This window comes from Pseudomonas sp. DR208, from assembly GCF_019823005.1.
Lineage (GTDB): Bacteria > Pseudomonadota > Gammaproteobacteria > Pseudomonadales > Pseudomonadaceae > Aquipseudomonas > Aquipseudomonas extremorientalis.
Genome location: NZ_CP081944.1, coordinates 2258204 through 2283044, shown reverse-complemented (window position 1 = coordinate 2283044; position 24841 = coordinate 2258204). Strand labels below are relative to the sequence as shown.

The 24841-nt window shown below is 62.2% G+C and carries 22 protein-coding genes and 2 pseudogenes; 10 read left to right on the top strand and 14 right to left on the bottom strand.

The window, feature by feature from the left end; genetic code table 11:
- The first annotated feature begins 340 nt into the window (after nt 1-340).
- Nucleotides 341-1111 carry a hypothetical protein gene (locus K5K89_RS10300; RefSeq protein WP_222541343.1) on the top strand — a complete coding sequence of 257 codons (771 nt, stop codon included), beginning with the start codon at nt 341-343 and terminating at the stop codon, nt 1109-1111.
- Nucleotides 1112-1281: 170 nt separating this feature from the next.
- Nucleotides 1282-2094: an alpha/beta fold hydrolase gene (locus K5K89_RS10295; RefSeq protein ID WP_222541342.1), complete on the top strand. Its 813-nt coding sequence runs from the start codon at nt 1282-1284 to the stop codon at nt 2092-2094.
- Nucleotides 2095-2130: 36 nt separating this feature from the next.
- Here K5K89_RS10295 and K5K89_RS28920 read toward each other — a convergent pair whose 3' ends face one another.
- The 4 genes and pseudogenes from K5K89_RS28920 to K5K89_RS10280 form a co-directional block, all read right to left on the bottom strand.
- Nucleotides 2131-2973, bottom strand: coding sequence for a methyl-accepting chemotaxis protein (locus tag K5K89_RS28920; RefSeq protein ID WP_371322049.1), 843 nt, complete (start codon nt 2971-2973; stop codon nt 2131-2133).
- Between the two features lie 18 nt (nt 2974-2991).
- Nucleotides 2992-3189 (bottom strand): annotated as a pseudogene (locus K5K89_RS28915) (HAMP domain-containing protein); the annotation flags it as partial.
- Nucleotides 3190-4212: 1023 nt separating this feature from the next.
- A complete protein-coding gene (locus K5K89_RS10285) occupies nt 4213-5625 on the bottom strand; it encodes a PLP-dependent aminotransferase family protein (protein WP_222541341.1) in 1413 nt (470 codons plus the stop codon).
- A gap of 203 nt (nt 5626-5828) precedes the next feature.
- Nucleotides 5829-6590 carry an SDR family oxidoreductase gene (locus K5K89_RS10280; protein WP_071489558.1) on the bottom strand — a complete coding sequence of 254 codons (762 nt, stop codon included), beginning with the start codon at nt 6588-6590 and terminating at the stop codon, nt 5829-5831.
- A 226-nt stretch (nt 6591-6816) separates the two neighbouring features.
- On the opposite strand from K5K89_RS10280, the gene K5K89_RS10275 reads away from it, so the two are divergent.
- A complete protein-coding gene (locus K5K89_RS10275) occupies nt 6817-7824 on the top strand; it encodes an NADP-dependent oxidoreductase (RefSeq protein ID WP_222541693.1) in 1008 nt (335 codons plus the stop codon).
- A 68-nt stretch (nt 7825-7892) separates the two neighbouring features.
- Here the strand turns inward: K5K89_RS10275 and pyrF are convergent, their stop codons facing one another.
- Nucleotides 7893-8591 (bottom strand): orotidine-5'-phosphate decarboxylase, encoded by a 699-nt coding sequence (pyrF, locus tag K5K89_RS10270; RefSeq protein WP_010211681.1) that lies wholly within the window; start codon nt 8589-8591, stop codon nt 7893-7895.
- Between the two features lie 259 nt (nt 8592-8850).
- Here pyrF and K5K89_RS10265 point away from each other — a divergent pair, with 259 nt between their 5' ends.
- Both K5K89_RS10265 and K5K89_RS10260 read left to right on the top strand, forming a co-directional pair.
- Complete coding sequence (locus tag K5K89_RS10265) at nt 8851-9615, top strand: response regulator (protein WP_058427191.1); 765 nt, start codon at nt 8851-8853, stop codon at nt 9613-9615.
- The gene (locus tag K5K89_RS10260) at nt 9615-10649 is read left to right on the top strand and encodes a sensor histidine kinase (RefSeq protein WP_071489560.1); all 1035 of its coding nucleotides are present in this window, start codon (nt 9615-9617) and stop codon (nt 10647-10649) included. The genes K5K89_RS10265 and K5K89_RS10260 overlap by 1 nt, the downstream gene beginning before the upstream one ends.
- On the opposite strand, the gene K5K89_RS10255 is transcribed toward K5K89_RS10260, so the two are convergent.
- The 9 genes and pseudogenes from K5K89_RS10255 to K5K89_RS10215 form a co-directional block, all read right to left on the bottom strand.
- Entirely contained in the window at nt 10646-11707 is a 1062-nt protein-coding gene (locus K5K89_RS10255; RefSeq protein ID WP_071489561.1) for an AI-2E family transporter, read from the bottom strand. The two genes, K5K89_RS10260 and K5K89_RS10255, sit on opposite strands and share 4 nt — an antisense overlap.
- 72 nt (nt 11708-11779) lie before the next feature.
- Complete coding sequence (locus tag K5K89_RS10250) at nt 11780-12598, bottom strand: DUF4892 domain-containing protein (RefSeq protein ID WP_092247888.1); 819 nt, start codon at nt 12596-12598, stop codon at nt 11780-11782.
- A gap of 102 nt (nt 12599-12700) precedes the next feature.
- Nucleotides 12701-13555 carry an alpha/beta hydrolase gene (locus K5K89_RS10245; protein ID WP_071489563.1) on the bottom strand — a complete coding sequence of 285 codons (855 nt, stop codon included), beginning with the start codon at nt 13553-13555 and terminating at the stop codon, nt 12701-12703.
- Nucleotides 13552-14355 (bottom strand): alpha/beta fold hydrolase, encoded by an 804-nt coding sequence (locus K5K89_RS10240; RefSeq protein ID WP_071489564.1) that lies wholly within the window; start codon nt 14353-14355, stop codon nt 13552-13554. Before K5K89_RS10240 ends, K5K89_RS10245 begins: the two co-directional genes overlap by 4 nt.
- A 97-nt stretch (nt 14356-14452) precedes the next feature.
- Complete coding sequence (locus K5K89_RS10235; RefSeq protein WP_071489565.1) at nt 14453-14896, bottom strand: hotdog fold thioesterase; 444 nt, start codon at nt 14894-14896, stop codon at nt 14453-14455.
- Nucleotides 14897-14926: 30 nt separating this feature from the next.
- Nucleotides 14927-15694 (bottom strand): annotated as a pseudogene (locus K5K89_RS10230) (AMP-binding protein); the annotation flags it as partial.
- A 27-nt stretch (nt 15695-15721) separates the two neighbouring features.
- Nucleotides 15722-16171 carry a phosphohistidine phosphatase SixA gene (gene sixA, locus K5K89_RS10225; RefSeq protein WP_092247876.1) on the bottom strand — a complete coding sequence of 150 codons (450 nt, stop codon included), beginning with the start codon at nt 16169-16171 and terminating at the stop codon, nt 15722-15724.
- The gene (locus tag K5K89_RS10220) at nt 16168-16515 is read right to left on the bottom strand and encodes a DUF4389 domain-containing protein (protein WP_071489568.1); all 348 of its coding nucleotides are present in this window, start codon (nt 16513-16515) and stop codon (nt 16168-16170) included. Before K5K89_RS10220 ends, sixA begins: the two co-directional genes overlap by 4 nt.
- A gap of 10 nt (nt 16516-16525) precedes the next feature.
- The gene (locus K5K89_RS10215) at nt 16526-17551 is read right to left on the bottom strand and encodes an NAD(P)H-dependent glycerol-3-phosphate dehydrogenase (RefSeq protein WP_071489569.1); all 1026 of its coding nucleotides are present in this window, start codon (nt 17549-17551) and stop codon (nt 16526-16528) included.
- Between the two features lie 195 nt (nt 17552-17746).
- Here K5K89_RS10215 and K5K89_RS10210 point away from each other — a divergent pair, with 195 nt between their 5' ends.
- From K5K89_RS10210 to fabB, 5 genes are all read left to right on the top strand, one after another.
- Nucleotides 17747-19867 (top strand): TonB-dependent receptor plug domain-containing protein, encoded by a 2121-nt coding sequence (locus K5K89_RS10210; RefSeq protein ID WP_369426922.1) that lies wholly within the window; start codon nt 17747-17749, stop codon nt 19865-19867.
- A 1-nt stretch (nt 19868) separates the two neighbouring features.
- Entirely contained in the window at nt 19869-20798 is a 930-nt protein-coding gene (locus tag K5K89_RS10205; protein ID WP_071489571.1) for an ABC transporter substrate-binding protein, read from the top strand.
- Nucleotides 20795-22696: an ATP-binding protein gene (locus K5K89_RS10200; RefSeq protein ID WP_071489572.1), complete on the top strand. Its 1902-nt coding sequence runs from the start codon at nt 20795-20797 to the stop codon at nt 22694-22696. Before K5K89_RS10205 ends, K5K89_RS10200 begins: the two co-directional genes overlap by 4 nt.
- A 249-nt stretch (nt 22697-22945) precedes the next feature.
- The gene (gene fabA, locus K5K89_RS10195) at nt 22946-23461 is read left to right on the top strand and encodes a 3-hydroxyacyl-[acyl-carrier-protein] dehydratase FabA (RefSeq protein ID WP_071489573.1); all 516 of its coding nucleotides are present in this window, start codon (nt 22946-22948) and stop codon (nt 23459-23461) included.
- A gap of 11 nt (nt 23462-23472) precedes the next feature.
- Entirely contained in the window at nt 23473-24693 is a 1221-nt protein-coding gene (gene fabB, locus K5K89_RS10190) for a beta-ketoacyl-ACP synthase I (protein ID WP_016974674.1), read from the top strand.
- Nucleotides 24694-24841 lie beyond the last annotated feature (148 nt).

Here is a 24841-nt window from a genome sequence, read left to right as displayed (position 1 = left end):
TTAACCGCGTTTTGCTGTGTGCTTTACGCGTTAAGTGGCGCGCATTCTATGGACGGATTGAAAGATCGTCAACCCCCAAGGATAAATTTATTAAAATCAATGACTTCCCCCAGCTTTTCGGGCTCATGGGGGGATTGTGCGCGTCCGGGCTTTGACGCCTATATTCTGGCGCCCGACAAGACGCTATAGTTCGCTCCAGCAAATGATGGCAATGTGCATCCATGCAGGGAGCGCCTATGCCTATAGAAGCAAACTACCCGGGCAACTGGTCGATCAGTCCTATCCGCCGGATGGCCCAGTCACTACACTCCACTGTAAACCCTATAAAGAGGTCACACCGGTGACACCACTCATGATCACCCTGCTGGTAATAGCCGGGATCGCAATACTGATCGCCATTGGCTACATGAACCACGTGGTGGAAAACAACAAGCTGGAAAAGAAGCGCACCGAGATCGAGCTTAACGATCGCCTGCGCCGTTGCGGTGAAATCACCGAGACCTTCCCTGGCCAGTTGATGACCCCGGCGCTCAAGCTGTTGCTGACCCGCCTGGAACTCAACGTCAACCAACGCCTGCTGAACCTGAATAAAGGCAGCATGGCGCTCAAGGCCCGCATCACCGAGCTGAATACGCTGGTCGCCCAGGGCGAATCGATCCCGGTGAACAACCCGCCCGCGCCGATCCAGACCGAAGCCAAGGCCAAGGATGTGCGTTTCCTGCTCGAAGCCCTGCACGGCCAGGTCACCCGTGCGGCCCAGGATGGTTTCCTGCCGGCCAACGAGGCCAAGCACTGGATCCGCGAGATCCGCCATATCCTGGTGTTGCTGCATATCGAGTTCTTCAACAACCTCGGCCAGCACGCCCTGCAACAAGGCCAGCCGGGCCAGGCGCGGCTGGCATTCGAGCGTGGCGTGCAGTACCTGCGCAAACAGCCGGAGCCGGTGATCTACAGCGCACAGCTGCAACACCTGGAAGCCCAACTGGGACGCGCCAACTCCACGGTGCTGACCAACAGTAAGCCGGCCGAAGACGAAGTCAACGAACTGACCGAAGGCCTCAAAGTGGTCGACGCCGACGCCGAGTGGAAGAAGAAAGTCATCTACGACTGATTCGCCGGCTGTAAGACTGGCCTGTGGTGAGCCCGCTCACCACAGCAATAAAAGCCACGCCAGTACAAACCACCTCGCTGCTTCACAAGATGCCATCACTTTGCATCTATCCCCCCGTCCCCGACTAGCGTAAAAAAGTGCCCCTCACTCCATGAAGTCAGAGGCCCGCTATGCCTGTCGCCGTCATTGATGGACAACCGCTGCACTACGTCGACCAGGGTTCCGGCCCCGTCGTCCTGCTGGGCTCAAGCTACCTGTGGGACCGCGACATGTGGGCGCCGCAGATCGAAGCCCTGTCGCAACAGTACCGGGTGATCGTGCCCGAGCTGTGGGGCCATGGCGAATCCGGCCCGCTGCCCGCAACAACCCGCTCCCTCGACGACCTCGCGCGCCAGGCCCTGGCCCTGCTGGACCAGTTGGATATTCCACAGATCAACCTGGTCGGCCTCTCGGTCGGCGGCATGTGGGGCGCACGCCTGGCGCTGCTGGCTCCCGAGCGCATCAACAGCCTGGTGCTGATGGACACCTACCTGGGTGCCGAGCCCGAAGCCACGCGCCAGTATTACTTCTCGCTGTTCAAGATGATCGAAGACGCCGGCACTATCCCCGGGCCGTTGCTGGACGTGGTCGCGCCGATCTTCTTCCGCCCGGGTATCGACCGCGAATCCGCGCTGTATCAGGATTTCCGCAAGCAATTGCAGGGCTACTCCAAGGAGCGCCTGCTGCAGAGCATCGTGCCCCTGGGTCGCTTGATCTTCAGTCGCGAAGATGTGCTGGGACAGTTGCCCAAGCTGGACGCCGACACCACCCTGGTGATGTGCGGCGAACAGGACAAACCGCGCCCACCTGCCGAATCCGAGGAAATGGCCGGCCTGATCGGCTGCAGCCTGATCCTGATCCCGCAAGCCGGGCATATCAGCGCCAGGGAAAACCCGGACTTCGTCAACGAAGCCCTGCTGACCTTCCTCGCCAACAACGCCTGACCGCCCTCCCCTGTGATCGCCGCATGAACGCTGCGATCACAGGCGGAAGTGCCCGACCATCCCCTTGAGTTCCGCGCCCAGCTGCGCCAGCTGAATGCTCGATGCGGCGTTGCCCTGCATGCTCAATGCCGACTGATCGGCACTGGCACGGATACTGGTGACACTGCGGTTGATCTCCTCGGCCACCGAGCTTTGCTCCTCGGCCGCCGCGGCAATCTGCTGGTTCATCTGCTGGATCAGCGACACCGCCACCGCGATGCTGCCCAGGGCACTCTCGGTCTCCAAGGCATCGCTCACCGCCAGCTTCACCAGTTCGCCGCTTTGCTGGATCTGCTGCACCGAGGACTGGGCCGCGTTGCGCAAGGTACTGACCAGCCGCTCGATTTCTTCGGTCGATTGCTGGGTACGCTTGGCCAACGCCCGTACTTCATCCGCCACCACCGCGAAACCACGGCCCTGCTCGCCCGCACGGGCGGCTTCGATGGCGGCATTGAGGGCCAACAGGTTGGTCTGCTCGGCCACGCTTTTGATCACACTCAACACAGTGCCGATGTTCTGGATCTCGGCGCTCAGGCTCTCGATGCTGGCGCTGGCACTGGTGCTGGAGGTGGCCAGCAATTCAATACGCTGCAAACTCTGGCGCACCACACGCTGGCCGCTGTCGACTTTGTCGTCCGCTGTCTGTGCGGCTTGCGCGGCTTCTTCGGCGTTGCGCGCCACGTCATGCACGGTAGCGGTCATCTGGTTCATCGCCGTGGCGACCTGCTCGGTTTCTTCTTTCTGGCTACTGACTTCGACATTGGTTTGTTCGGTAACGCTGGACAATGAGTGAGCCGAGCTGGCCAGTTGCTCGATACCGGCCTGCAGGCCGCTGACCATATGGCTCAGGCCATTGCCCATCTGCTGCATCGCCTGCATCAGTTGGCCGATCTCATCGCGGCGACTGACCTCCATGCGCCCGCTCAAATCGCCGGCCGCAATCTGCTGGGCAACCGCAATCACACTGCGCAGCGGCGCGACGATCAAGCGGGTGATCACCCAGGCCGCGATCAACCCCACCAACAGCGCCAGGGCCGAAGAGCCGATGATCAGCATCGCGCTTTTCTTCAACTGTGCCTGCATCGACAGGTCTTCAGTGTCGTACGCCTGGTTGACCCGGCCGACCACTTGCTCGGCCCGATCATGCAACTGCTTGTAGACCACCTTCTCCTGGGCCAGCAGGCCGGTGTACTCGCCGAGTTTTTCACTGAACGAAGCAATATGCCCGGAGACCTCATTCAATACCGTCTGGTAACCGGGGTCCTTGACCGCGGTTTTCAGTGTTTCAACCTGGGCCAGCGCCTGGTCGGCCTGCTCGATCTTGCCTTGCTCGGCGTCATCGGCGTCTACCTTGCGGCTCTGGTCCAGACGTACGTGGGCTTCGTTCATGGCTTGCAACATCAGCCGTGAAACCTGGCTGACCTGCCCTGCCTGCTCGATAAACTCGGCGCCCTCCTTGCCCTGGCTTTCCTTGAGGCCATAGGCACCGTCGTCAGCCAGCCCGGCCTGCAGCACATCGAGGTTGTTGGCCACGCTGGACACTGACCAACTGGCCATTTCCAACGCCAGGTCCTTGGTCTGGGTCAATTCGACAAACTCATCGAACGCCTTGCGGTAGGCGGCCAGGGCCTGTTCCACATCCGTCATGACGGGCACGTTGGCCGCCGACTGGGCCTTGAGGCTCGCCGCGAGCGCGGCCAAGGCATCGACACTTTCATGCAGGGCGTCGACGGCCTTGGGGTCGGCATGCAACGCGTAGTCCTGCTCGATCAGGCGCACCTTGAGCAAGCCGCTGTTGAGCGACGACATGGCCTTGAGGCCTTCGAAGCGCTGGCCAACGGATTGCAGGGACCACACGCCGATGGCCGCGACCAGAGCGGTCAACAGCAATACCAGGGTGAAGCCCAAGCCCAGTTTTTTTGCCATACCGAGGTTGGCGAAGCGTCGTTGCACGGCCGAAATCATTGCACTTGCATCCTCTTGCAATGGCAGATGCCATCAAGCCCGGTTTACACAAGCGAGATTGGCAACCACAAGGCACCGAACACAAGTCATTGGCGCCACAACAATGGCAAAAAGCTACACGCTCGTCGTTTTCAGAATGGTCGAGGTCGATCTGGCAGGTCCCATGGCGCGGAATAACGCCAGTGCCCGTTGATCATCAGCATAGGCCACATTGATTCGCAGCCACTCACTCGGCTCATCCGTTGGACTGAACAATGCCCCCGGTGACAACAAAACCCCCAGCCGCCGGGCATACGCCTGCAACCGCGACCGATCCCCAGCCCCTGGTCGCGCCCACACGAACATCCCGCCGGCAGGGTTGGCGAACACCTCCCATTCCTCATCCTCCAGCACCTGCAAGGTCGCAGCCATTTGTGCACTCAGCCGCTTGCGCAGGCGCTGCACCCACTTGCGATAGGTGCCATTAGCCAGCAGCGTCGCCACTACGGCCTCGGCAAACCGCGAAGTCCCGAAGCCCGTCAGGGTCTTGAGGCTGGCCAATTGCGCGACGATCGCCGTGCTCGCACTGAGATAACCCACGCGCAAGGCACTGCTCAGGGTCTTGGAAAAGCTTGCGACGTAGATCACCCGGTCACCGTGGGGTAACGCCGAGAGCCGTGTGCAACTGGCGTGTTGCAGATCGCCAAACACGTCCTCTTCGATAATCAAAAAGTTATCGCGGTGCGCCAGCTCCAACACACGCTCCGCCACGGTGCGACTCAGGCTGGAACCGGTGGGATTGTGATACAGGCTATGGATGAACAGGCATTTGGGCCGATGACGCTGCAGCAAGGCCTCAAGCGTCGCGATGTCCGGCCCGCCACGGGTGCGTGGCACGTGCAGCAGTTGCACACCATGAAATACCAATTGCCGATAAAGGTTGCCGTACCCCGGCGTTTCAACCATCACGCAATCGCCGGCCTTGAGCAGGGTGCGTATCAGCAGGTCCTGTGCGTGGCTGGCGCCCGCCGTGGTGAGGATGCCGTCAAGTTGGGTGGGGATGTGGACCTGTGTCAGGCGCTTGAGCAATTGCTCACGCAATGCCGGAAGCCCCAATGGGGTGCTGTAGTTGAACAGCGCCGCCGTGTCGCAGCGGGTGACTTCGCGAATCGCGTAGCTGATGTCATCGCTTTCGCGCCAGGCATCAGGCAGCCAGCCGCAGCCCAGTTTCAGCTCGCCCAACGGGTTATCGGCAAAGGCGCCCCAATCTCGCTCGGCACCTTCATACCACTGGTTTTCGTGCACCGTCGGTGGCTGGGCCACGCAGAAACCCGACCCCTGTTTCGAAACCAGCACGCCCTGGGCGACCAACCGCTCGAATGCCTCGATCACACTGGACTGGCTGAGCAGGTTATCGAGGGCCACCTGGCGAACGGAGGGCAAGCGTGTACCAGGGCTCGCCCCACTCGTGCGAATCCATTGCGCCACCGCGCTGATGATTTGCTGCACCACCGGTACAAGGGCTTGTCGATCGATCCCTAAATCCATGCGCCACTCACTTCAACTGTCTGTAATTCAACCCGGGACAGTTAAGCACAGAAGCCCATGTCGGCCGCTCGCCAACTTTTATTAAATTATTGATTTTATTGAGTTATTTACCTGCTGATACACATTCTGACAAGGCACCGTGCCAGCTATGGAAAAACCTCACACCCTCCCAGGCCTTTTCGAATGGAGGGCGACCTGAGGTCCTAGATAGCCGTCGCGCCACCGTCCACTGCCAAGGCGTGACCGGTGGTAAAGGCCGCACCGTCGCTGCACAGGTACAGCACCGCGCTGGCGATTTCCTCGACCTTGCCGATGCGCCCCACCGGGTGCATGGCAGCGGCGAATTCGGCCTTGCGCGGGTCGGCTTCATAGGCACGCCGGAACATATCGGTGTCGATCACGGCCGGGCAGACCGCATTGACGCGAATGTTCTTCTTCGCATACTCGATGGCCGCCGACTTGGTCAGGCCGATTACCGCGTGTTTGGACGCGGCATAAATGCTCATCTTCGGCGCCGCGCCCAACCCCGCGACCGACGCGGTGTTGACAATCGCCCCGCCGCCCTGGGCCAACAGCAGTGGCAATTGATGCTTCATGCACAACCACACGCCTTTGACGTTGACGCCCATGATGGCGTCAAACTCGTCCAGGGTCCCATCCGCCAGCTTGCCCTTCTCGATCTCGATCCCGGCATTATTGAAGGCGTAGTCCAGGCGGCCATGGGCGGCGAGGGTCTGGGCCATCAATTGCTGAACATCCGCCTCCAGCGTGACGTTGCAGCGCACAAACAGCGCTTCGCCGCCGGCCTGGCGGATCAGCGCGACGGTGCCTTCGCCGCCCGCAACGTCCAGATCAGCGACCACCACCTTCAACCCTTCGGCGGCGAACGCCAGTGCCGTAGCGCGGCCGATACCGGCGGCAGCACCGGTCACCAGGGCGACCTGGCCGGAAAACGTCATGCTCATGAGGGATGTCCTGTGAGGGAAAGTCGTGGGTCGAGTCTAGCCAACGCCGCGCCAGACGCGTCAGCACTATCAAAAGGCCGGTTGAAGCTGCATGAATCGTAGTGATAACAGCCGCCGCCTGACTATCAGCAACACCTATCGACCGGCATTCGCACGCTCGGTGAACCTTGCTCCCGGCCCGTTCAAGGTCTATCACTTCAGGTTCATTTCCAGAAGAGTCACTGCCATGAGCGCCCAGACCAACCGCCAATTCCTGCTCGCCAAGCGCCCGGTCGGCGCGGCCACCCGGGACACCTTCACCTACCAGGAAGTCCCGGTGGGCACGCCCCAGGACGGCCAGGTGCTGGTGCGCAATGAATACCTGTCCCTCGACCCCGCCATGCGCGGCTGGATGAATGAAGGCAAGTCCTATATCCCGCCGGTCGGTATCGGTGAAGTAATGCGCGCCCTGGGCGTGGGCAAAGTGATTGCCTCGCACAACCCGGCATTCGCAGTCGGGGACTACGTCAACGGCGCCCTGGGCGTGCAGGATTACTTTCTGGGCGAGCCGCGGGGTTTCTACAAGGTCGATCCGAAACTGGCGCCCCTGCCCCGTTACCTGTCGGCACTCGGCATGACCGGCATGACCGCCTACTTCGCACTGCTGGACACCGGTGCGCCGAAGGCTGGCGAAACCGTGGTGATCTCCGGCGCGGCTGGTGCCGTGGGCAGCATTGCCGGGCAGATCGCCAAGCTCAAAGGCTGCCGTGTGGTGGGCATTGCCGGCGGCGCCGACAAGTGCAAGTTCCTGGTGGATGAACTGGGCTTCGATGCTGCTATCGATTACAAAAGCGAAGATGTGCCTGCCGCACTCAAGCGCGAGTGTCCCAAGGGCGTGGATGTGTATTTCGATAACGTCGGCGGCGATATCCTCGACGCCGTGCTCAGCCGCCTGGCGCTGAAGGCACGCGTAGTGATCTGCGGCGCCATCAGCCAATACAACAACAAGGAAGCCGTGAAAGGTCCGGCCAACTACTTGTCACTGCTGGTCAATCGCGCGCGCATGGAAGGGTTTGTGGTGATGGATCACGCCGCAGGCTTTGCCGCTGCCGGGCAGGAAATGGCCGGCTGGATGGCCCAGGGCAAGCTCAAGAGCAAGGAAGATATCGTGGAGGGGCTGGAGACGTTCCCGGAAACGCTGATGAAGCTGTTCAACGGTGAGAACTTCGGGAAGTTGGTGCTCAAGGTCAGCTGACCACCCATAGATCTAAATGTTGGAGATCTGAATGTGGGAGGGGGCAAGCCCGCTCCCACATTCGAAAATCAGGCGATTTCGGCGACAACTGCCGCCAATGCCTTGGCCGGATCGGCCGCCTGGCTGATCGGGCGACCGATCACCAGGTAATCGGAACCTGCATCCAACGCCTGGCGCGGGGTCAGGATACGGCGCTGGTCATCCTGGGCACTGCCCGCCGGACGAATACCCGGGGTCACCAGTTGCAACGACGGGTGCGCGGTTTTCAGGGCCTGGGCTTCCAGCGCCGAACACACCAGGCCATCCAGGCCGGCTTTTTGCGCCAGGGCAGCCAGGCGCAGTACCTGCTCCTGGGGCTCGATATCCAGGCCGATACCGGCCAGGTCTTCACGCTCCATGCTGGTGAGCACGGTCACACCGATCAACAACGGTTTAGGCCCGCTGCGCTGCTCCAGCACCTCACGGCAGGCACTCATCATGCGCAGGCCGCCGGAGCAATGCACGTTGACCATCCACACGCCCATTTCGGCGGCGGCCTTGACCGCCATCGCGGTGGTGTTCGGAATATCGTGGAATTTCAGGTCGAGGAACACTTCGAAACCTTTGTCACGCAGCGTACCGACGATTTCCGCCGCGCAACTGGTGAACAATTCCTTGCCGACCTTGACCCGGCAAAGCTTCGGGTCCAACTGGTCAGCCAGCTTCAGTGCGGCGTCACGAGTGGGGTAATCCAGGGCGACGATGATAGGAGTCTGACAGACGGACATTGGAATGGGCTCTCAGGCAAGTCGAAATCGGCGCGGATTGTAGCGCAAGCGGCGGCGTTGCGGGATCCGATGATCGGTAAATACTGACCAAGCGCTATCGGGCGGGCATTTCAGGGAATTATTTCAAAGCCGATACATTCACGACATGCCCCCAACACGCCTCACGGCTAGCCTCGCTTGCACGACCCACCGACCAGCACTTCCAGCCATGGGGCTGGGCGCCTATGCTGAGCGCAACAACAGGGCAGATGATCGCACTATGCATACCCCTTCCGTCTCCATGAACGACGAGCAAAAAGGCGCGGTGATCGCCGACGACAAACGCTGGAACACCCGCGCGCTGATCGTTGACGACGATGTGCCGATCCGTGAACTGCTGATCGACTACCTGGCCCGCTTCGGCATTCTCGCCAGCGGCGTCACCGACGGTACGGCGATGCGCCAGGCCATGCAGGCCGAAACCTTCGACGTGGTGGTGCTCGACCTGATGCTGCCGGGCGAAGACGGCCTGTCGCTGTGCCGCTGGCTGCGCGCGGAATCGGATATCCCGATCCTGATGCTCACCGCCCGCTGCGAACCCACTGACCGCATCATCGGCCTGGAGCTGGGCGCCGACGATTACATGTCCAAGCCCTTCGAACCCCGTGAGCTGGTAGCGCGCATCCAGACCATCCTGCGCCGTGTGCGTGACGACCGTACCGAACAACGCGCCAATATCCGCTTCGACAATTGGCGCCTCAACAGCGTGCTGCGCCAACTGGTCGCCGACGATGGCCTGGTGGTGCCGCTGTCCAACGCGGAATTTCGCCTGCTGTGGGTATTCATCGAACGTCCGCGCCGGGTGTTGAGCCGCGAACAACTGTTGGATGCCGCCCGTGGCCGCTCCATCGAAGCCTTTGATCGCAGCATCGATTTGCTGGTGTCGCGCCTGCGGCAAAAACTCGGGGATGATCCCAAGGCGCCCCAATTGATCAAGACCGTGCGGGGTGAAGGCTACCTGTTCGACGCCCGGGATATCGGTTGATGCGCAACGCCTTCAACACGCTGTTCGGTCGACTGTTTGGCGTGTTGCTGGTGGCGATTGTGCTGGCTCATGTGCTGGCCATTTCCTGGTTTCGCTATTACGGCCCGCCTCCGCCACCGCCTCAGGAGACCTTTGTCGAGCAGCCGGACGGCACGATGAAACACCTGGCCAGGCACAAGCGACCATGGTTTGGTGGCCCGGTGGTGCCACTGACGTTCCAGTTCATCTCGTTGATCATCGCCGCCTGGTACGGTGCCAAGCTGCTGAGCCGGCCGATCCAGCGCCTGAGCGAAGCTGCCGAGCGCCTGAGCCTGGACCTCGACAGCCCGCCCCTCGACGAATCTGGCCCGCGTGAGGCACAGCAAGCGGCGTCAACTTTCAACCTGATGCAGCGACGCATCCGCGAGCAAGTCAGCCAACGCGCCCGTATGCTCGGCGCCGTCTCCCATGACCTGCGCACCCCGTTGTCACGCCTGAAGCTGCGCCTGGAACAGATCGAAGACACCCGGCTGCAAGGCCAGATGCGCCAGGACCTGGACGACATGATCGGCATGCTCGACGCGACCCTGAGCTACCTGCACGAACAACGCACCAGCGAAACCCGGCATTGGCTGGACGTGCAGGCGCTGGTCGAGTCGATGAGCGAAAACGCCCAGGACCAGGGTTCCGATGTGCAGTTCGGCGGGACCTGCGCACCGCTGCAAGTGCAGCCGATGGCCTTGCGATCGTGCCTCAACAACCTGATCGACAACGCCCTGCGGTACGCCGGTTCGGCGCGCATCGAGCTGACAGACAGCCGCGAGGCGCTGGTCATCCGTGTCATCGACCATGGCCCCGGGATTGCCGCCGACCAGCGTGAGGCGGTGTTCGAACCATTCTATCGGCTGGAAGGCTCACGCAACCGCAACTCTGGCGGGGTCGGCCTGGGCATGACGATTTCCAGGGAAGCGGCGGAACGCCTCGGCGGTCGGCTGCACCTGGAAGAGACCCCCGGCGGTGGTTTGACCGCCGTGATGTGGTTACCACGCGTCTAGAGCGGCTTGTCTTCCCGCCGCCCCTGGGCCTGGGTTGCACTCCAGTCCATCAACAGGCTGTAGGCCACCGCCAGCAGGGTCGGGCCGATAAACAGGCCGATGAAACCAAAGGCAATCAAGCCGCCGAACACCCCGAGCAGCACGATGACCAACGGCAGGTTGCCGCCGCGGCTGATCAGGTAAGGCTTGAGCACGTTGTCCACGCCACTGATGATGAACGTGCCCCACACGCCGAGGAACACCGCGTAGGTGTAATCGCCCTTCCAGGCCAGCCACGCCGTGGCCGGGATCCACACCAGTGGCGGGCCCATGGGAATCAGGCTGAGCAGGAAGGTGACGATGCCCAGCACCAGCGCACCCGGCACCCCGGCGATCAGGAAACCGATCAGCGCCAACAGGGCCTGGGCGGCGGCCGTGCCGATCACGCCGTTGACCACGCGCTGCACGGTGCCGGCCACCAGTTCGATGTAATAGCCGGCACGCTCGCCGATCAAGCGCTCCAGCAGGCGGTGAACAAACATCGCCAGGCGCGGCCCGTCCCGGTAGAAAAAGAACACGAAGACCAGGCTCAGGGTCAGTTCTAGAATCCCACCACCGATTTGCGCACTGCGCGCCAACAACCAATTGCCGACCTGCCCCAGGTAGGGCTTGATGCTGACCATCAAGGCCGCGCCCTGTTGGTCAATGCTGTCCCACATGGCCACCAGCCGCTCACCGACTAAGGGGATCGAGCCGAGCCAGGCAGGTGCCTCCGGCAGGCCGTCAACCTGGATATCCTTGATCAACGCCGTCGCATCGCGCACGTGATCCGCGAGGTTGAAGCCCAGCCACACCAGCGGCAGCGCCACCAGCAGCATCCAACCCAACGTCAGGATGCCGGCGGCCAGGGATTCGCGCCCCCCCAGCCAGCGGGTGAGCAGGACCATCAACGGCCAACTGGCAAATGCCAGTACCGCGCCCCAGAACAGCGCCGACCAGAACGGCGCCATCACCCAGAAGCTGGCACCGAACAGCACCAGCAGCAGGATTTGCACCAGTAGGCGATCGTTATTGAGCATGGAGTATCTCTAGAAGAAGGCTGTAGGAAGAGAGCTTAGGCGAACGGCGCGGGTCCGTTCGCCTTGTAACGGTCAGCGTATCAGATGCAGGTGCAGGCCTTTGGTTTCAGCGGAGCCGGTTTCCATGCGCGCGGCGCGCACACCTTTGTCGACCAGGGCCTGGCGCCAGGCTTCGGCGTTCGGGCCGGTAAGGCTGACGCGCAAGGTGGTATCAAGGTTCAACCCACGGGAAATCAGGGTCAGCCAGGTGTCGTCAGGGTCGCCGCCCAGCGCGGGGAAATCCAGCTCGCCGGTGCTTTTCAGCTCTCGCAGCAGCGTTGCGGAGGTGGGCAGAAGGTCGGCCAGCGGCGCGTTAGCGTCCAGTTGCTCCACGTGCAGATAGGCGCGACGGTTGCCACGGGTGATGCCATACAGCGCCACCAGGGAGTTTTCCTGGGGGGCTGCCAGGCGCAGCAGCAGGTATTCCTGCTGGCCGTCGGCGCCGACCAACTTGGCGTTGCCGAACACTTCATTGGCCCACAGGCTGCTTTCGCCGCAATCCCGGGCCTGGCACCAGAACAGCAACTGCGCGCCCTTCGCCTGCAACGCTTCGCGCGTCGCAGTAAATGCAGCACTGGAGCTGTGTTCGGCAGGTAATTCATAGGTGATGGCAGTGGCTTGGCCCCGTGCGGTGGCCTGGCCTTCATAACGCAGCTGGCCGCTGATCTTGCGGATGGCACCCATGGGGTAGATGCGTTCTTTTTCTTCGGTGGGACGGTAGTCGACGATTTGCGCGTCGACCTGGCGGGCCACGGTGGGCAGGTCCTGGCTACCCGGTATGTCGGCGGCAAATACCAGTGGGCTCAGCAGGCCCAAGCCCAGGATACGGATACATCCGTTACGCACGCTCATAGGATCAACGAGCCCTGGCCATCGGCGGTCACAGCGGTGTTGAAGTAGTTCATGGTTGACTCCCTTTCAATCCGCCCAGCCTCGGCAGTTGACCGCCCCAAGTCAAGGCGCGCAGAAGAACCGATTGAAACAGTCTGCAACAAGGACCGCGCCGGGCTCGTCATTCAGGTGTAAATGATGGCCGCCTGGCAGCGTGGTCACGGTAAAGGGTAGCTGGGAAAGCAATTCGGAATGTTTCGCCAGCATGCCATCAGCCGCGACCACCAACTGTGTAGGGCAACCCACACGCCGCACGAAAGCCATTGCCTGCTCATCGGTCAGACGCATCGGCGAAGCCAGGGTCAGGCGGCTGTCGGTGCGCCAGGTGTAACCGCCCGGCACTGGCATCAGACCGCGTTGGGCCAGCAGTTCCGCGGCTTCGCGACTGACCGCCACCACGCCTTTCATGCGCGCCTCGACCGCTCGATCCAGGGTGCTATAGACCGGCTTGCGTTTGTCCTGCAGGTTCAATTGCGCCTGCAACGCCATGCCCAAGCGTTCGGCGGCGTTGTCACCGCTGGCAGTGGGCGGGATCACCCCGTCGATCAATCCCAGGTGCGTCACCCGTTCCGGCAGCGCACCGGCCAGCACCAGGGAAACGATGGCGCCGAGGGAGTGGCCAAGTAATGCAAAACGTTTCCAACCCAGTTGCTCGGCGACGTGCAGCACGTCGTACACGTAATCCCACAAGGCGTAACCGGCGCCGATAGGACGATGCGCCGAATGCCCATGCCCGGCCATATCCAGTGCAACGATGCGCAAGCCCTGGAGTTTCGGCGCCAGTCGCGCAAAGCTGTTGGCGTTGTCCAGCCAGCCATGCAGCGCGATCACCGGCAAACCGTCCTCGGGCCCGAACAGATGGGCCGCCAACTCGATATGCGGCAGGCTCAGGCGCACTTCTTCGACCGGTGTGCTCATGCGCAACTGCGCTCGCGGGCTTCCCAGCGGGAGAACAGGTTCTTGATCAAGGTCGCGGTGTCCTGGGGGCGTTCAAGGGGGAACATGTGGCCGCCGGGCATGGTGAGCATTTCGCCCATGGGCAGGCGACCGACGCCGCTGGCGTGGTGACGCATCACCACCCGGCTCTGGCGGCCGCGCACCACCGCCAGCGGCACCTTCATCTGGCGCACCTGGCCAGGGCTGGTGTGGGGCACGCCCCGGTAGATGCTGATCTCGGTGGCCGGGTCGAAGCGCAGGCGCAGGCGGTCACCGACCTGGTGCAGGCCGTGTTGCAGGTAAGCGTCGAAGCATTCCGGGTCAAAGCCACGGAACAAGGTCTTGCCGGCGAAATAGCTGCGCGCGGCGTCCAGGTCGCTGAACTCTTCGCGGCGTCCCAGGGTGCGCCCGGCCGGGGTCAGGCGGTCAATAAAACCAAAGCGCTTGGCCGCACGGATCACCCAGCGGTCGGCGCGGGTCAGCACCGGCGAATCGAGCATGACCACTCCACGATATAACTGAGGGCAACGCATGGCTGCATGAAGATGCAAAACGCCCCCGAGGGAATGCCCCACACCCCACACCGGTTCCGGCTGCCGCTCCAGGTGGTGGATCAGCTCATCCACCAGGTTCTGCCAGTTATCGTCCACCGGAAACCTGGGGTCGTGACCGTGCTGCGGCAGGTGCGCCACTGCGTATTCCGGGGCCAGGGCGGCAAACAGCTTGCCGTAGGTGGCCGAGGGGAAACCATTGGCGTGGGCGAAAAACACATGCTGCGACATACCGGATCCATCGACAAAAACAGAGATTGATTGTCACCAGCCCCGACCGCCACAGCAATGACTGTAACTGCCAGGAATGATGACACTCACGCCACGCCTATCGCGCCGGCGGGTTCTCGCCCAGCGGCACCACCGCCATGGTCAGGCGCGACACGCAATTGGCCTTGCCATCGTCGCTGGTCAGGCGAATGTCCCACACCTGGGTGGTGCGGCCGATATGGATCGCCTTGGCCACCGCCGTCACCCGCCCACTGCGCACACCGCGCAGGTGGTTGGCGTTGATCTCCAGGCCCACGCAGTAGAACTTGCTCGCGTCGATGCAAAGATAGGCGGCCATGGAGCCGACGCTCTCGGCCAGGACCACCGATGCGCCACCGTGCAACAAGCCATAAGGCTGATGGGTGCGATGGTCGACCACCATGCTGGCGGTCAGCGATTCGTCATCGAAGCTTTCAAAACGGATATCCAGCAATTCACCGATGGTGTTCTTCTGGATCGCATTGAGTTGGTCAATATTCGGTTGAGTGCGCCACAGGCTCATGCGGTTGTCCTTGTTGGTTTTATGATGGCCCTAATCCTGCCACAGAAAGCTTTCGGAACGCTCGCTCCACGTCTGGAAATGTTCACCGTAGGTCGATTCGATCACATTGCGTTTGATCTTGAGCGTCGGGGTCAGAAAGCCGTCGGCGGTGATGGTCTCAGCGGTTTTGTGCGGGTCCTTGTCGTAGCCGAGCATGGTCGCACCGCTGCGCATTTGCACTTCGCCCGCAGGATCGATGCGCACCTCGACACCAGGGCACGGCAGGCCGATCCAGCCGATGGACTGTTGACCGGGGCGACATACATGAGAGTAGCCGCAGCTCTCGGTCATGCCATACACCTCCAGTACGTCCAGGCCCAGGCGCTGATACCAGCGCAACAGGGCCTCGGGCACCGGCGCCGCCCCGGACAGTGCGATGCGCAACGCATCCAGGCCCAGCCCAGCGAGCACCTTGTGGCCCACGCGCTTACCGATGAAGGGTAGACGCAGCAGGGTGTCCAGGCGTTTTTCCGGGATTTTGGCGTAGACGCCCATCTGGAATTTGGTCCAGATACGCGGTACGCCAAACAGGGCGGTCGGACGTGCCCTGCGCAGGTCGGTCAGAAACGTCTCCAGGCTTTCGGCAAAAAACACTGTCTGCCCGGTGTAGATCGCCGCCATTTCCACAAACATGCGCTCGGCCACATGGCACAGCGGCAGGTAGGACAGCAGGCGGTCGCCCTCCCCCAACCCGAATAATTCGGTGCCACGGGTGGCGGCAAACCCCAGCGCGCCGGAGCTGTGCATCACGCCTTTGGGATAGCACACACAAAGCCGCGATAACGCCTACGGATTCTTCACGCTGACCAGGCTCATCAGCCCCGCCAGCGGGAAATCCCCTTCCAGTTCCGCCAGGCTGGCGGTGTGCATCGGCTGCGGCTGGCGCTGATGACCATGCTGCAGAAAGCTGATCAGGCTGCCCACCAAGGGCTGATGGCTGACCAGCAGCACATTGTCGTCGGTGTCGAGCTTTTCCAGCACCTGCAACGGGCTGCCATCGGGCGTCAGCCAGGGCACCGTGCGAATCTGCGCCTCGAAGCCCAACGCATCACGCACCAGATGCGCGGTCTGCTGCGCCCGCACATAGGGGCTGGCGATAATCGCGCTGAGGGGCTGGCCGATCAGGTGCGCGGCACTGCGCAACACTTCGCCACGGCCATGCTCGGTGAGGTTGCGTTCGGCATCGGTGCGCGCATGCCCTTCCGCCTCGCCGTGGCGCAGTATCCACAACTTCATAGTTTCGGCTCTTCATCACGCACCGGGTGCGGCGCCGGCGGCACGCTGTGGGCGGCTTCGCCCTCGGGTGCGCGCGGGGTCGGCCAGTCGGCGAACGGCCACGGCTTTTGCTCGGTATGGAAGCTGCCGAAACGACCGATCTGCGCCAGGAACTGGCTGAGGCTGTCGCCGAAGTTCATCAGGCCCAGGTTCGGGGCGCCGTAGACCAGGCGGTAGATCAGTTGCACCACCACCAGCGCGCCGAGCAGGAACTGCGCCACCTGCCAAACCAGGGCAAACACCAGCATCCACAGGATGCGCAGGGCAATGGATTCGTACTTGGGGGCTGCTTGCGGATCGTTCATGACGCGTTCCTCAGTTGAAACCGCTGGTGGAAATAAAGTCGACATCGGTCTTGGGCTCGGCGCGCATCAGCAACTCGATGACCTGGTTCAAGGTGCGCCCTTCGAACAGGATCGCGTGCAGCCCGGCGACCAACGGCATATACACGCCGACTTCCTGGGCCTTCGCCTTGAGCACCTTGAGGGTATTGACGCCCTCGGCCACTTCGCCCAGGCGCGTGACCGCGTCTTCCAGGCTCAGGCCCTGGCCGAGGGCGAACCCCACCTGATAGTTGCGGCTTTTCGGCGAGGAGCAAGTGACGATCAGGTCGCCCACGCCCGCCAGCCCGAGGAAGGTCATCGGGTTGGCCCCCTGGTTGACCGCAAAGCGGGTCATCTCGGCCAGGGCGCGGGTAATCAACATGCTTTTGGTGTTCTCGCCCATGCCCAGCGCCACGGCCATGCCGGCGATGATCGCGTAGACGTTTTTCAACGCACCGCCCAGCTCGACGCCAAAGCGGTCGCTGCTGGCGTAGACCCGGAAGGTACGGCCGTGCAATACAGCCTGGACCCGTTCGCACAGCTCTTCGTCTTCACTGGCGACTACGGTGGCGGTCAGCGCGTGCTCGGCGACTTCCCGCGCCAGGTTCGGCCCGGACAGCACGCCAATGCGCGCCTGAGGCGCGATCTCTTCGAGAATTTCGCTCATCAGCTTGAAGGTTTGCGCTTCGATGCCCTTGGTCAGGCTGACCAGCAACTTGCCCGCCAGGCGTTCGGCGTGGGGCGCCAGCACCGAGCGCAAGGCGCTGGACGGCAGCGCGACGAAGCACAGGTCGCAGGCCGTGAGAGTGTCCAGCAGGTCGGTAACCGGCTCGACCGCCGGATGAATCTTGATGCCTTTGAGGTAACGCGGATTTTCCCGGTGCACCCGAATGGCCTCGGCCTGTTCGGGATCGCGCATCCACTGGCGCACAGCATGACCGTTCTCGGCCAGCAGATTAGCCACGGCGGTACCAAAACTTCCGCCTCCCAGGACCGCGATAGGGCGCTGTTCAGTCATATGCAATCCGTTAATCCATACCAGTGGCGATGGCGGCATTATACGGGCCGACCCGTCGGCGGCCAGCCCCCGTATCAATTCGTGCGCTTGTCGGAAAATGCCACACTTACATGAAGTAATTGCAAGTTCGGCGACTGGCAAATGGCCCCACCTCAGTTAACATGGGCGGCTATCCGTAATTATCAAGGCCGTGCCGTGTATTTGGGCCCTCCTCCCCGTTCATCTCTGTGGTTGATGCTGCTGTGCAGTGCGCCTGTCATGGCCGACGACCTGTTCCTCGACAGCCAGCCGCTGCCCCAGGTATTGACCGCCACGCGTCTCAAGCAATCGGCCGCCGCAGTGCCCGGCAGCATGACTGTGATCGACAGCGAGTTGATCAAGGCCAGCGGCGCGCGGGATATCAGCGAGTTGCTGCGCCTGGTGCCGGGGATGATGGTCGGCTACACCTCCGGCAACCAGGCGGCGGTGAACTACCACGGCACCAGCGCCAGCGATGCGCGGCGCATGCAGGTGCTGATCGACGGCCGCTCGGTGTACCGCGCCGGCCTGGCCACCGTGGACTGGAGCGACATTCCAGTAGCGATGGAAGATATCGAGCGCATCGAAGTCTTCCGCGGCCCCAACACCGTCAGCTACGGCGCCAATGCCTTGATGGCGGTGGTCAACATTCTCACGCGCTCGCCGGCTAACAGCCACGGCACACGGGTCAAAGTGGTGCGTGGCGAGCGTGGCATCAATGACTTCTATGCCAGCCAGGGCATCGGCTGGGAAACCGGCGATTTGCGCCTGTCGCTGTCCGGCCAGCAGGACGATGGGTTCGACAGCGACGCCGCTGGCGCCGACCGCCGCGACGGGCGTCGTCTCAATCGCTTCAGCCTGGCGGTGAGCCAGACGTTGAACGCGCAGCAGAGCATCGACTGGCAACTGGATGCGAAGGAAGGCACCAACCAACGTCCGTATACCTACAGCCCGGTATTCGCCGGGATTACCGAAGGTGGCAACAACTCCGACGTCACGGCCAAGGACTACGCCGGCTCACTGCGCTGGAATTTCGATTTCAACCCTGAACACAGCCTCTACATCCAGGGCTCGGCCCAGCAGTGGGATCGCCGGCAAATCTGGAAGGCCTGCGACGCCAAGGTGTCGTTCAGCCCGGAATTGACCCAGCTGTGGCAGATGAACCCCAACTACGCCGAGCTGCTGGCCCGTCACATGGACACCTACAGCCAGGGCAGCGCGCCGCCGGGTAGCGCTGCCGAGCAAGCGCTGGCCAACCAGGTGTTGCAGCAGTGGCGCGACGGTGCCAGTCAAAGCGTGTGCGGCGACATCGACCAGAGCACCCGCGAAAGTCGCTATGACTTGGAAATCCAGGACACCCTCAGCCTGTCCGACAGCCTGCGCCTGGTCAGCGGCATGAACTACCGCTACGACCGCGCCGACTCCGATACCTACTTCAACGGCACCCTGGACGACACCACCTGGCGCCTGTTCGGCCAGTTGGAATGGCGCGCCAGCGAACATTGGCTGCTGCAAGGCGGCGCCATGTATGAAGACACGCACCTGAGCGGCAACTCGCTGACGCCACGGGTAGCGGTCAACTACCTGATCAACCCGCGCCATGGCTTGCGCGCGGTGTACTCCGAAGCCATCCGCTCGCCGGACATGTTCGAGAACAACGTCAACTGGAGTTATCGCGTCACCAACCTCAGCTCCCCGGCCTACGGTCAGACCACCGGGCAATACTTCGTAAAGACGCGGGGGCCGGGAAACCTCGATAAAGAGATGATGAAGTCGCGGGAACTGGGGTACAACGGCTTCTTTGCCGACATCGGGCTGAACATGGACGTGAAACTGTTCTACGACGAAATTACCGACATGATCAGTTCGCCGCTGCGCAATAACCAGTACATTGCCAGCAACGCCAACAGCGCACGCTTCACCGGTGCCGAAACCCAGTTCGACTGGCGCGTGAGCAACGCCGACCGCCTGCGGCTGACCTATGCTTATGTCGATGCCAGCACCAGCAACCCGCGGGACAAGGCACAGACCGCACGCAACAGTGGCTCTGCCGGTTGGTTGCGTGAATGGGGCCAAGGCTGGTCCAGCGCGCTGTTCTACTACGGCGATGACGCACTCAACCAATATCGCTTCGAACGGGTCGACCTGCGGGTGGCCAAGCGCATTGCCCTGGGCAAAGCCAACGTGGAGCTGGCTGGCATGTTGCAAGAACGCCTGGATCACCAGCCCACCACCTGGGCCGATAACAATTATGACCATCGCCACGTGCTCTACTTCAGCGCAGAGTTAGAGTTCTGACATGGGCGACTCGTCACGGATGACCTGCTTTTTTATCTACACGCTCTGGCGACGCATTGTGCTGTTCGCTTGCCTGCTGTCTGCCGCGCCGGCCTGGAGTGCCGAGATCCTGCTGACCGCTGCCGAAGACGGCGCTGGCGTCCAGGCCTTTGCCCAGGCCCTGGCCCAGCAACGCCCCGAAGACCGCATCACCTTCACCCCGCTCAAAAACCTGCCAGCCCCTGGTCGACTGCCGGCCAACACACGCCTGATCCTGCTCGACCTGCCCAGCCTCGACTGGCGCCTGCAGGAGACCCAGGGCCCGCCGACCCTGGTGCTGCGTATCAGCAGGTTGCAGGCCCATCAACGCCTGGGCACCACACCTCACCCGCACATCAGCCTGCTGTGGAGCGACCCACCGCTGGAACGCCAACTGCGCCTGATCGCCGCCATCCTGCCCCAGGCGCGGCGCATCGGCGTGCTCTACGGCGCCGACAGTGAGTTCCTGCTGCCCGAACTGCGCCAGCACGCCACACCCCTCGGCCTGGAAATCGTGCCACAGCTCTGGGACAACATTAATGACAGCCGCCCGCTGCAAAACCTGTTCAGGAACAGTGACGTGCTGCTCGGCCTGGATGACCCGCAGTTGTACAACTCGAAAACCGCGAAGAACCTGTTGCTGAGCAGCTATGCCCAGCAATTGCCGCTGGTGGGCCCGAATGCAGGCTTTGTGCGGGCCGGCAGCCTGGCCAGCACCTACAGCGACCAGACCGACTGGCTGGCCGTGCTTGACCGTTTGCTCGACCACCCGCCGGCCAACTGGCCGCGCTCGCTGTACCCGGAACACTTCAAAGTCGTGGGCAACCCGCAAGTCGCGCGCTCACTGGGGATCGAACAGGTGGACGAAGCCGGCGTCGCGATCCGCCTGGCCGAAGGAGAAAAACGCCCATGACCTTGCGCCGTCGTTGGGACATCAACACCCGCACCCAGCTCATCACCCTGGGCCCGGCGCTGTTGCTGACGTTGCTGCTGATCAGCTTTTTCACCTTCGTGCGGATCCAGGACTTGCGCCAGGAACTGGACCACACCGGCCAGTTGATCGCCAACCAACTGGCGCCCGCCACCGAGTACGGGGTGATCTCCGGCAACAACGAAGTGCTCGACAGCCTGCTGCGCGCCACGCTCGCTACGCCCCATGTGCGGTTCCTGGAGATCCAGGACAGCAGCGAGAACATCCTGGTGTATGTCGAGCAACCGTCGGAAAAACACGACCGTTCGTTGTCCGTCAAAGTGTTCCAGGCACCGATTCGCCTGCAACACATCCAGTTGGGCAATGATTTTTTCCAGGACAACCTCAACGAACCCAAGGCACCGCGGGCCGACTACCTGGGCCGGGTGATCGTCGGCATGTCCAACGACGCATTCAGCCAGCGCCAGCAGGAAATCCTGTTCAAGGCTGGCATCCTGGCGCTGTTCGCCCTGCTGTTTACCTTCCTGCTCGCGCGGCGCCTGGCCGCCAGCCTGTCTCAGCCGATCAGCGCCATGGGCCACGCGGTAAAAGCCATCCAGCAAGGTGACTACAAGACGCCGCTGCCGATCGTGGACGACTCGGAACTGGGCGACCTGTCGCGACACATCAATAACCTGGCCGAAGGCCTCAACCAGGCCAGCCGCGAACAGCAGCAGGCCATGGCCCAGTTGATCCAGACCCGCGAAGAGGCCGAGCGCGCCAACAACGCCAAGTCGGATTTCCTGGCGATGATGAGCCATGAGCTGCGCACGCCCATGAACGGCGTGCTGGGCATGTTGCAGTTGCTGGAAACCACCGAGATGACCGAGGAGCAGGCCGAGTACGCGGCACTGGCCTCCGAGTCCACCGAGCATTTGCTCAAGGTCATCAACGACATCCTCGACTTCTCGCGCATCGAACGCGCTGCCCTGGAACTGGAGCATATTCCGTTCAACCTGGCGGACCTGATCAACAGCTGCGCCCAGGCGTTCCAGCACAGCGCCCAGCAGCGCGGGCTGGCGTTGAAACTGTCGATACCACCGGGGTTGGACGCCTTGCGCGTGCAGGGCGACCCGACGCGAATCCGCCAGATCCTGGTGAACCTGATCGGCAATGCGCTGAAGTTCACCGAGCAGGGCAGCGTCAGTGTCGAACCCCATTGGCAGACCCTTGACCATGAACTGGTGTGGTTCACCTGCACCGTGCGCGACAGTGGCATCGGGATTTCCGCCGAACGCCTGGAGTTGATGTTCGACGCGTTCCAGCAGGCCGACAGTTCCATTTCAAGACGTTACGGCGGCACCGGCCTCGGCCTGCCCATCGCCCGTACCCTGGCCGAACGCATGGGCGGCACCCTGCGCGCGCAAAGTGAAGAAGGCCGCGGCTCGGTATTTACTCTGGAAATTCCCCTGGCCATCGACCAGCAGAGCGTGCCGGCCATCGCGCAAGGCGCCGACGGCAAAGCCAACGCCGGCGCTGGTCGCCATGTATTGCTGGTGGAGGACAACCCGGTCAACCGCACCGTGGTCGAAGCCATGTTGCGCAGCCTGGGCTTTGAAGTGAGCCTGGCCACCGATGGTGCCGAAGCGATCCGCAGTGCCGAGAGCCTGATTTTCACCGCGATCCTGATGGATTGCCGGCTGCCGTTGATCGACGGCTACGAGGCCACCCGCAAGATCCGTCAACTGCCGGGCTGCGCCGACCTGCCAATCATCGCCCTGACTGCCAACGCGTTGCAGGGCGACCGTGAAGCCTGCCTGGCAGCCGGAATGAACGATTACCTGGCCAAGCCGTTCAAACGTACGGATTTGCAGCAAATCCTGCAGCGCTGGGTGCAATAGCGCCGCGCCATCAGCCAACTCCGACTGGCGTGAAAGACGAAAGTGCGGCAGTCTTAGGCACCCGAACGGGCCCATAAACGGGCCCGGTTTAAAATTTCAGTGAACAAGTGTACATTCAGTACCTTGCCGCTGTGACTTTCACTACAACGCAATAGTCTACGTGTAGGCTGCCGACATGAGGCATGAACGCTTCATTCGGTTCGGGAAGATTTGCCCTACCCTGCCGCATGGGATTATTGAGGAGCTCGCATGACCAAACAAAACGCCTTTACTCGGGAAGATCTGCTGCGCTGCAGTCGCGGTGAGCTGTTCGGCCCAGGTAACGCGCAACTGCCCGCCCCGAACATGCTGATGGTGGATCGCATCACCCATATCAGCGAAGAGGGTGGCAAGTACGGCAAAGGTGAATTGGTCGCCGAGCTGGATATCACCCCGGACCTGTGGTTCTTCGCCTGCCATTTCGAAGGCGACCCTGTCATGCCGGGCTGCCTGGGCCTTGACGCCATGTGGCAGCTGGTCGGTTTCTTCCTGGGCTGGCAAGGCCTGCCGGGCCGCGGTCGCGCCCTGGGTTCGGGCGAAGTGAAGTTCTTTGGCCAGGTCCTGCCGACCGCCAGGAAAGTCACCTACAACATTCAGATCAAGCGCGTCCTCAAGGGCAAGCTGAACCTGGCCATCGCCGATGGTTCGGTGAGCGTCGACGGTCGCGAGATCTATACTGCCGAAGGCCTTCGGGTCGGCGTATTCACTTCCACTGACAACTTTTAAGGGTTATCCGCATGCGCCGCGTCGTTATCACTGGTCTGGGCATTGTTTCTTGCCTGGGCAATGACAAAGAGACCGTCACCGCTAACCTGCGTGCAAGTCGCCCTGGCATCCGCTTCAACCCGGAATATGCCGAAATGGGTCTGCGTAGCCAGGTTTCCGGCTCCATCGACCTGCCCCTCGAAGAACTGATCGATCGCAAGATCTATCGCTTCGTCGGCCACGCTGCCGCCTACGCCTACCTGGCGATGAAAGACGCGATCGCCGACTCCGGCCTGAGCGACGACCAGGTATCGAACGTACGCACCGGCCTGATCGCCGGCTCCGGCGGCGCATCGACCCTCAACCAGATGGAAGCGCTGGACATCCTGCGCGAAAAAGGCGTGAAGCGCGTTGGCCCGTACCGTGTCACACGGACCATGGGCAGCACCGTTTCGGCCTGTCTGGCCACGCCGTTCCAGATCAAGGGCGTGAACTACTCGATCTCCTCCGCGTGCGCCACCAGCGCTCACTGCATCGGGACTGCCGTTGAGCAGATCCAGCTGGGCAAGCAGGACATCGTGTTCGCCGGCGGCGGTGAAGAAGAACATTGGAGCCAGTCGTTCCTGTTCGACGCCATGGGTGCACTGTCCACCCAGTACAACGAAACCCCGGAAAAGGCCTCCCGCGCCTACGACGCCAAGCGTGACGGTTTTGTCATTGCCGGCGGTGGCGGCATGGTGGTGGTCGAGGAGCTGGAGCACGCCCTGGCCCGTGGCGCCAAGATCTACGCGGAAATCGTCGGCTACGGCGCGACCTCCGACGGCTACGACATGGTTGCCCCAAGCGGTGAAGGCGCCATCCGCTGCATGCAGATGGCCATGTCCACCGTGGACACCCCAATCGACTACCTGAACACCCACGGCACCTCGACTCCGGTCGGCGATGCCAAGGAAATGGAAGGCGTGCGTGCGGTATTCGGCGACAAGGCCCCGGCCATCAGCTCTACCAAAAGCCTGTCCGGTCACTCCCTGGGCGCCGCCGGCGTTCATGAAGCGATCTACTGCCTGCTGATGATGGAAGGCAACTTCATGGCCGGCTCAGCCAACATCGACGAGATTGATCCGGTTGTGGCGGATATGCCAATCCTGACCAAGACTGTCGAGAATGCAAAAATCGATACCGTGATGAGCAACAGCTTCGGCTTTGGTGGCACCAACGCCACCCTGGTGCTGAAACGCTGGCAGGGTCAGTAAGACCTGTAGCTTGACCGCATGAAAAAGCCCCGACTGGTTCGGGGCTTTTTGCTTTCAGAGCTATAGGTTTCAAGCTATAGCCGCAAGGGAAGAGCACTCGAACCACTTGCAGCTTGTCGCTCAAGGCTTGCAACTGCCTGTGCCCTAT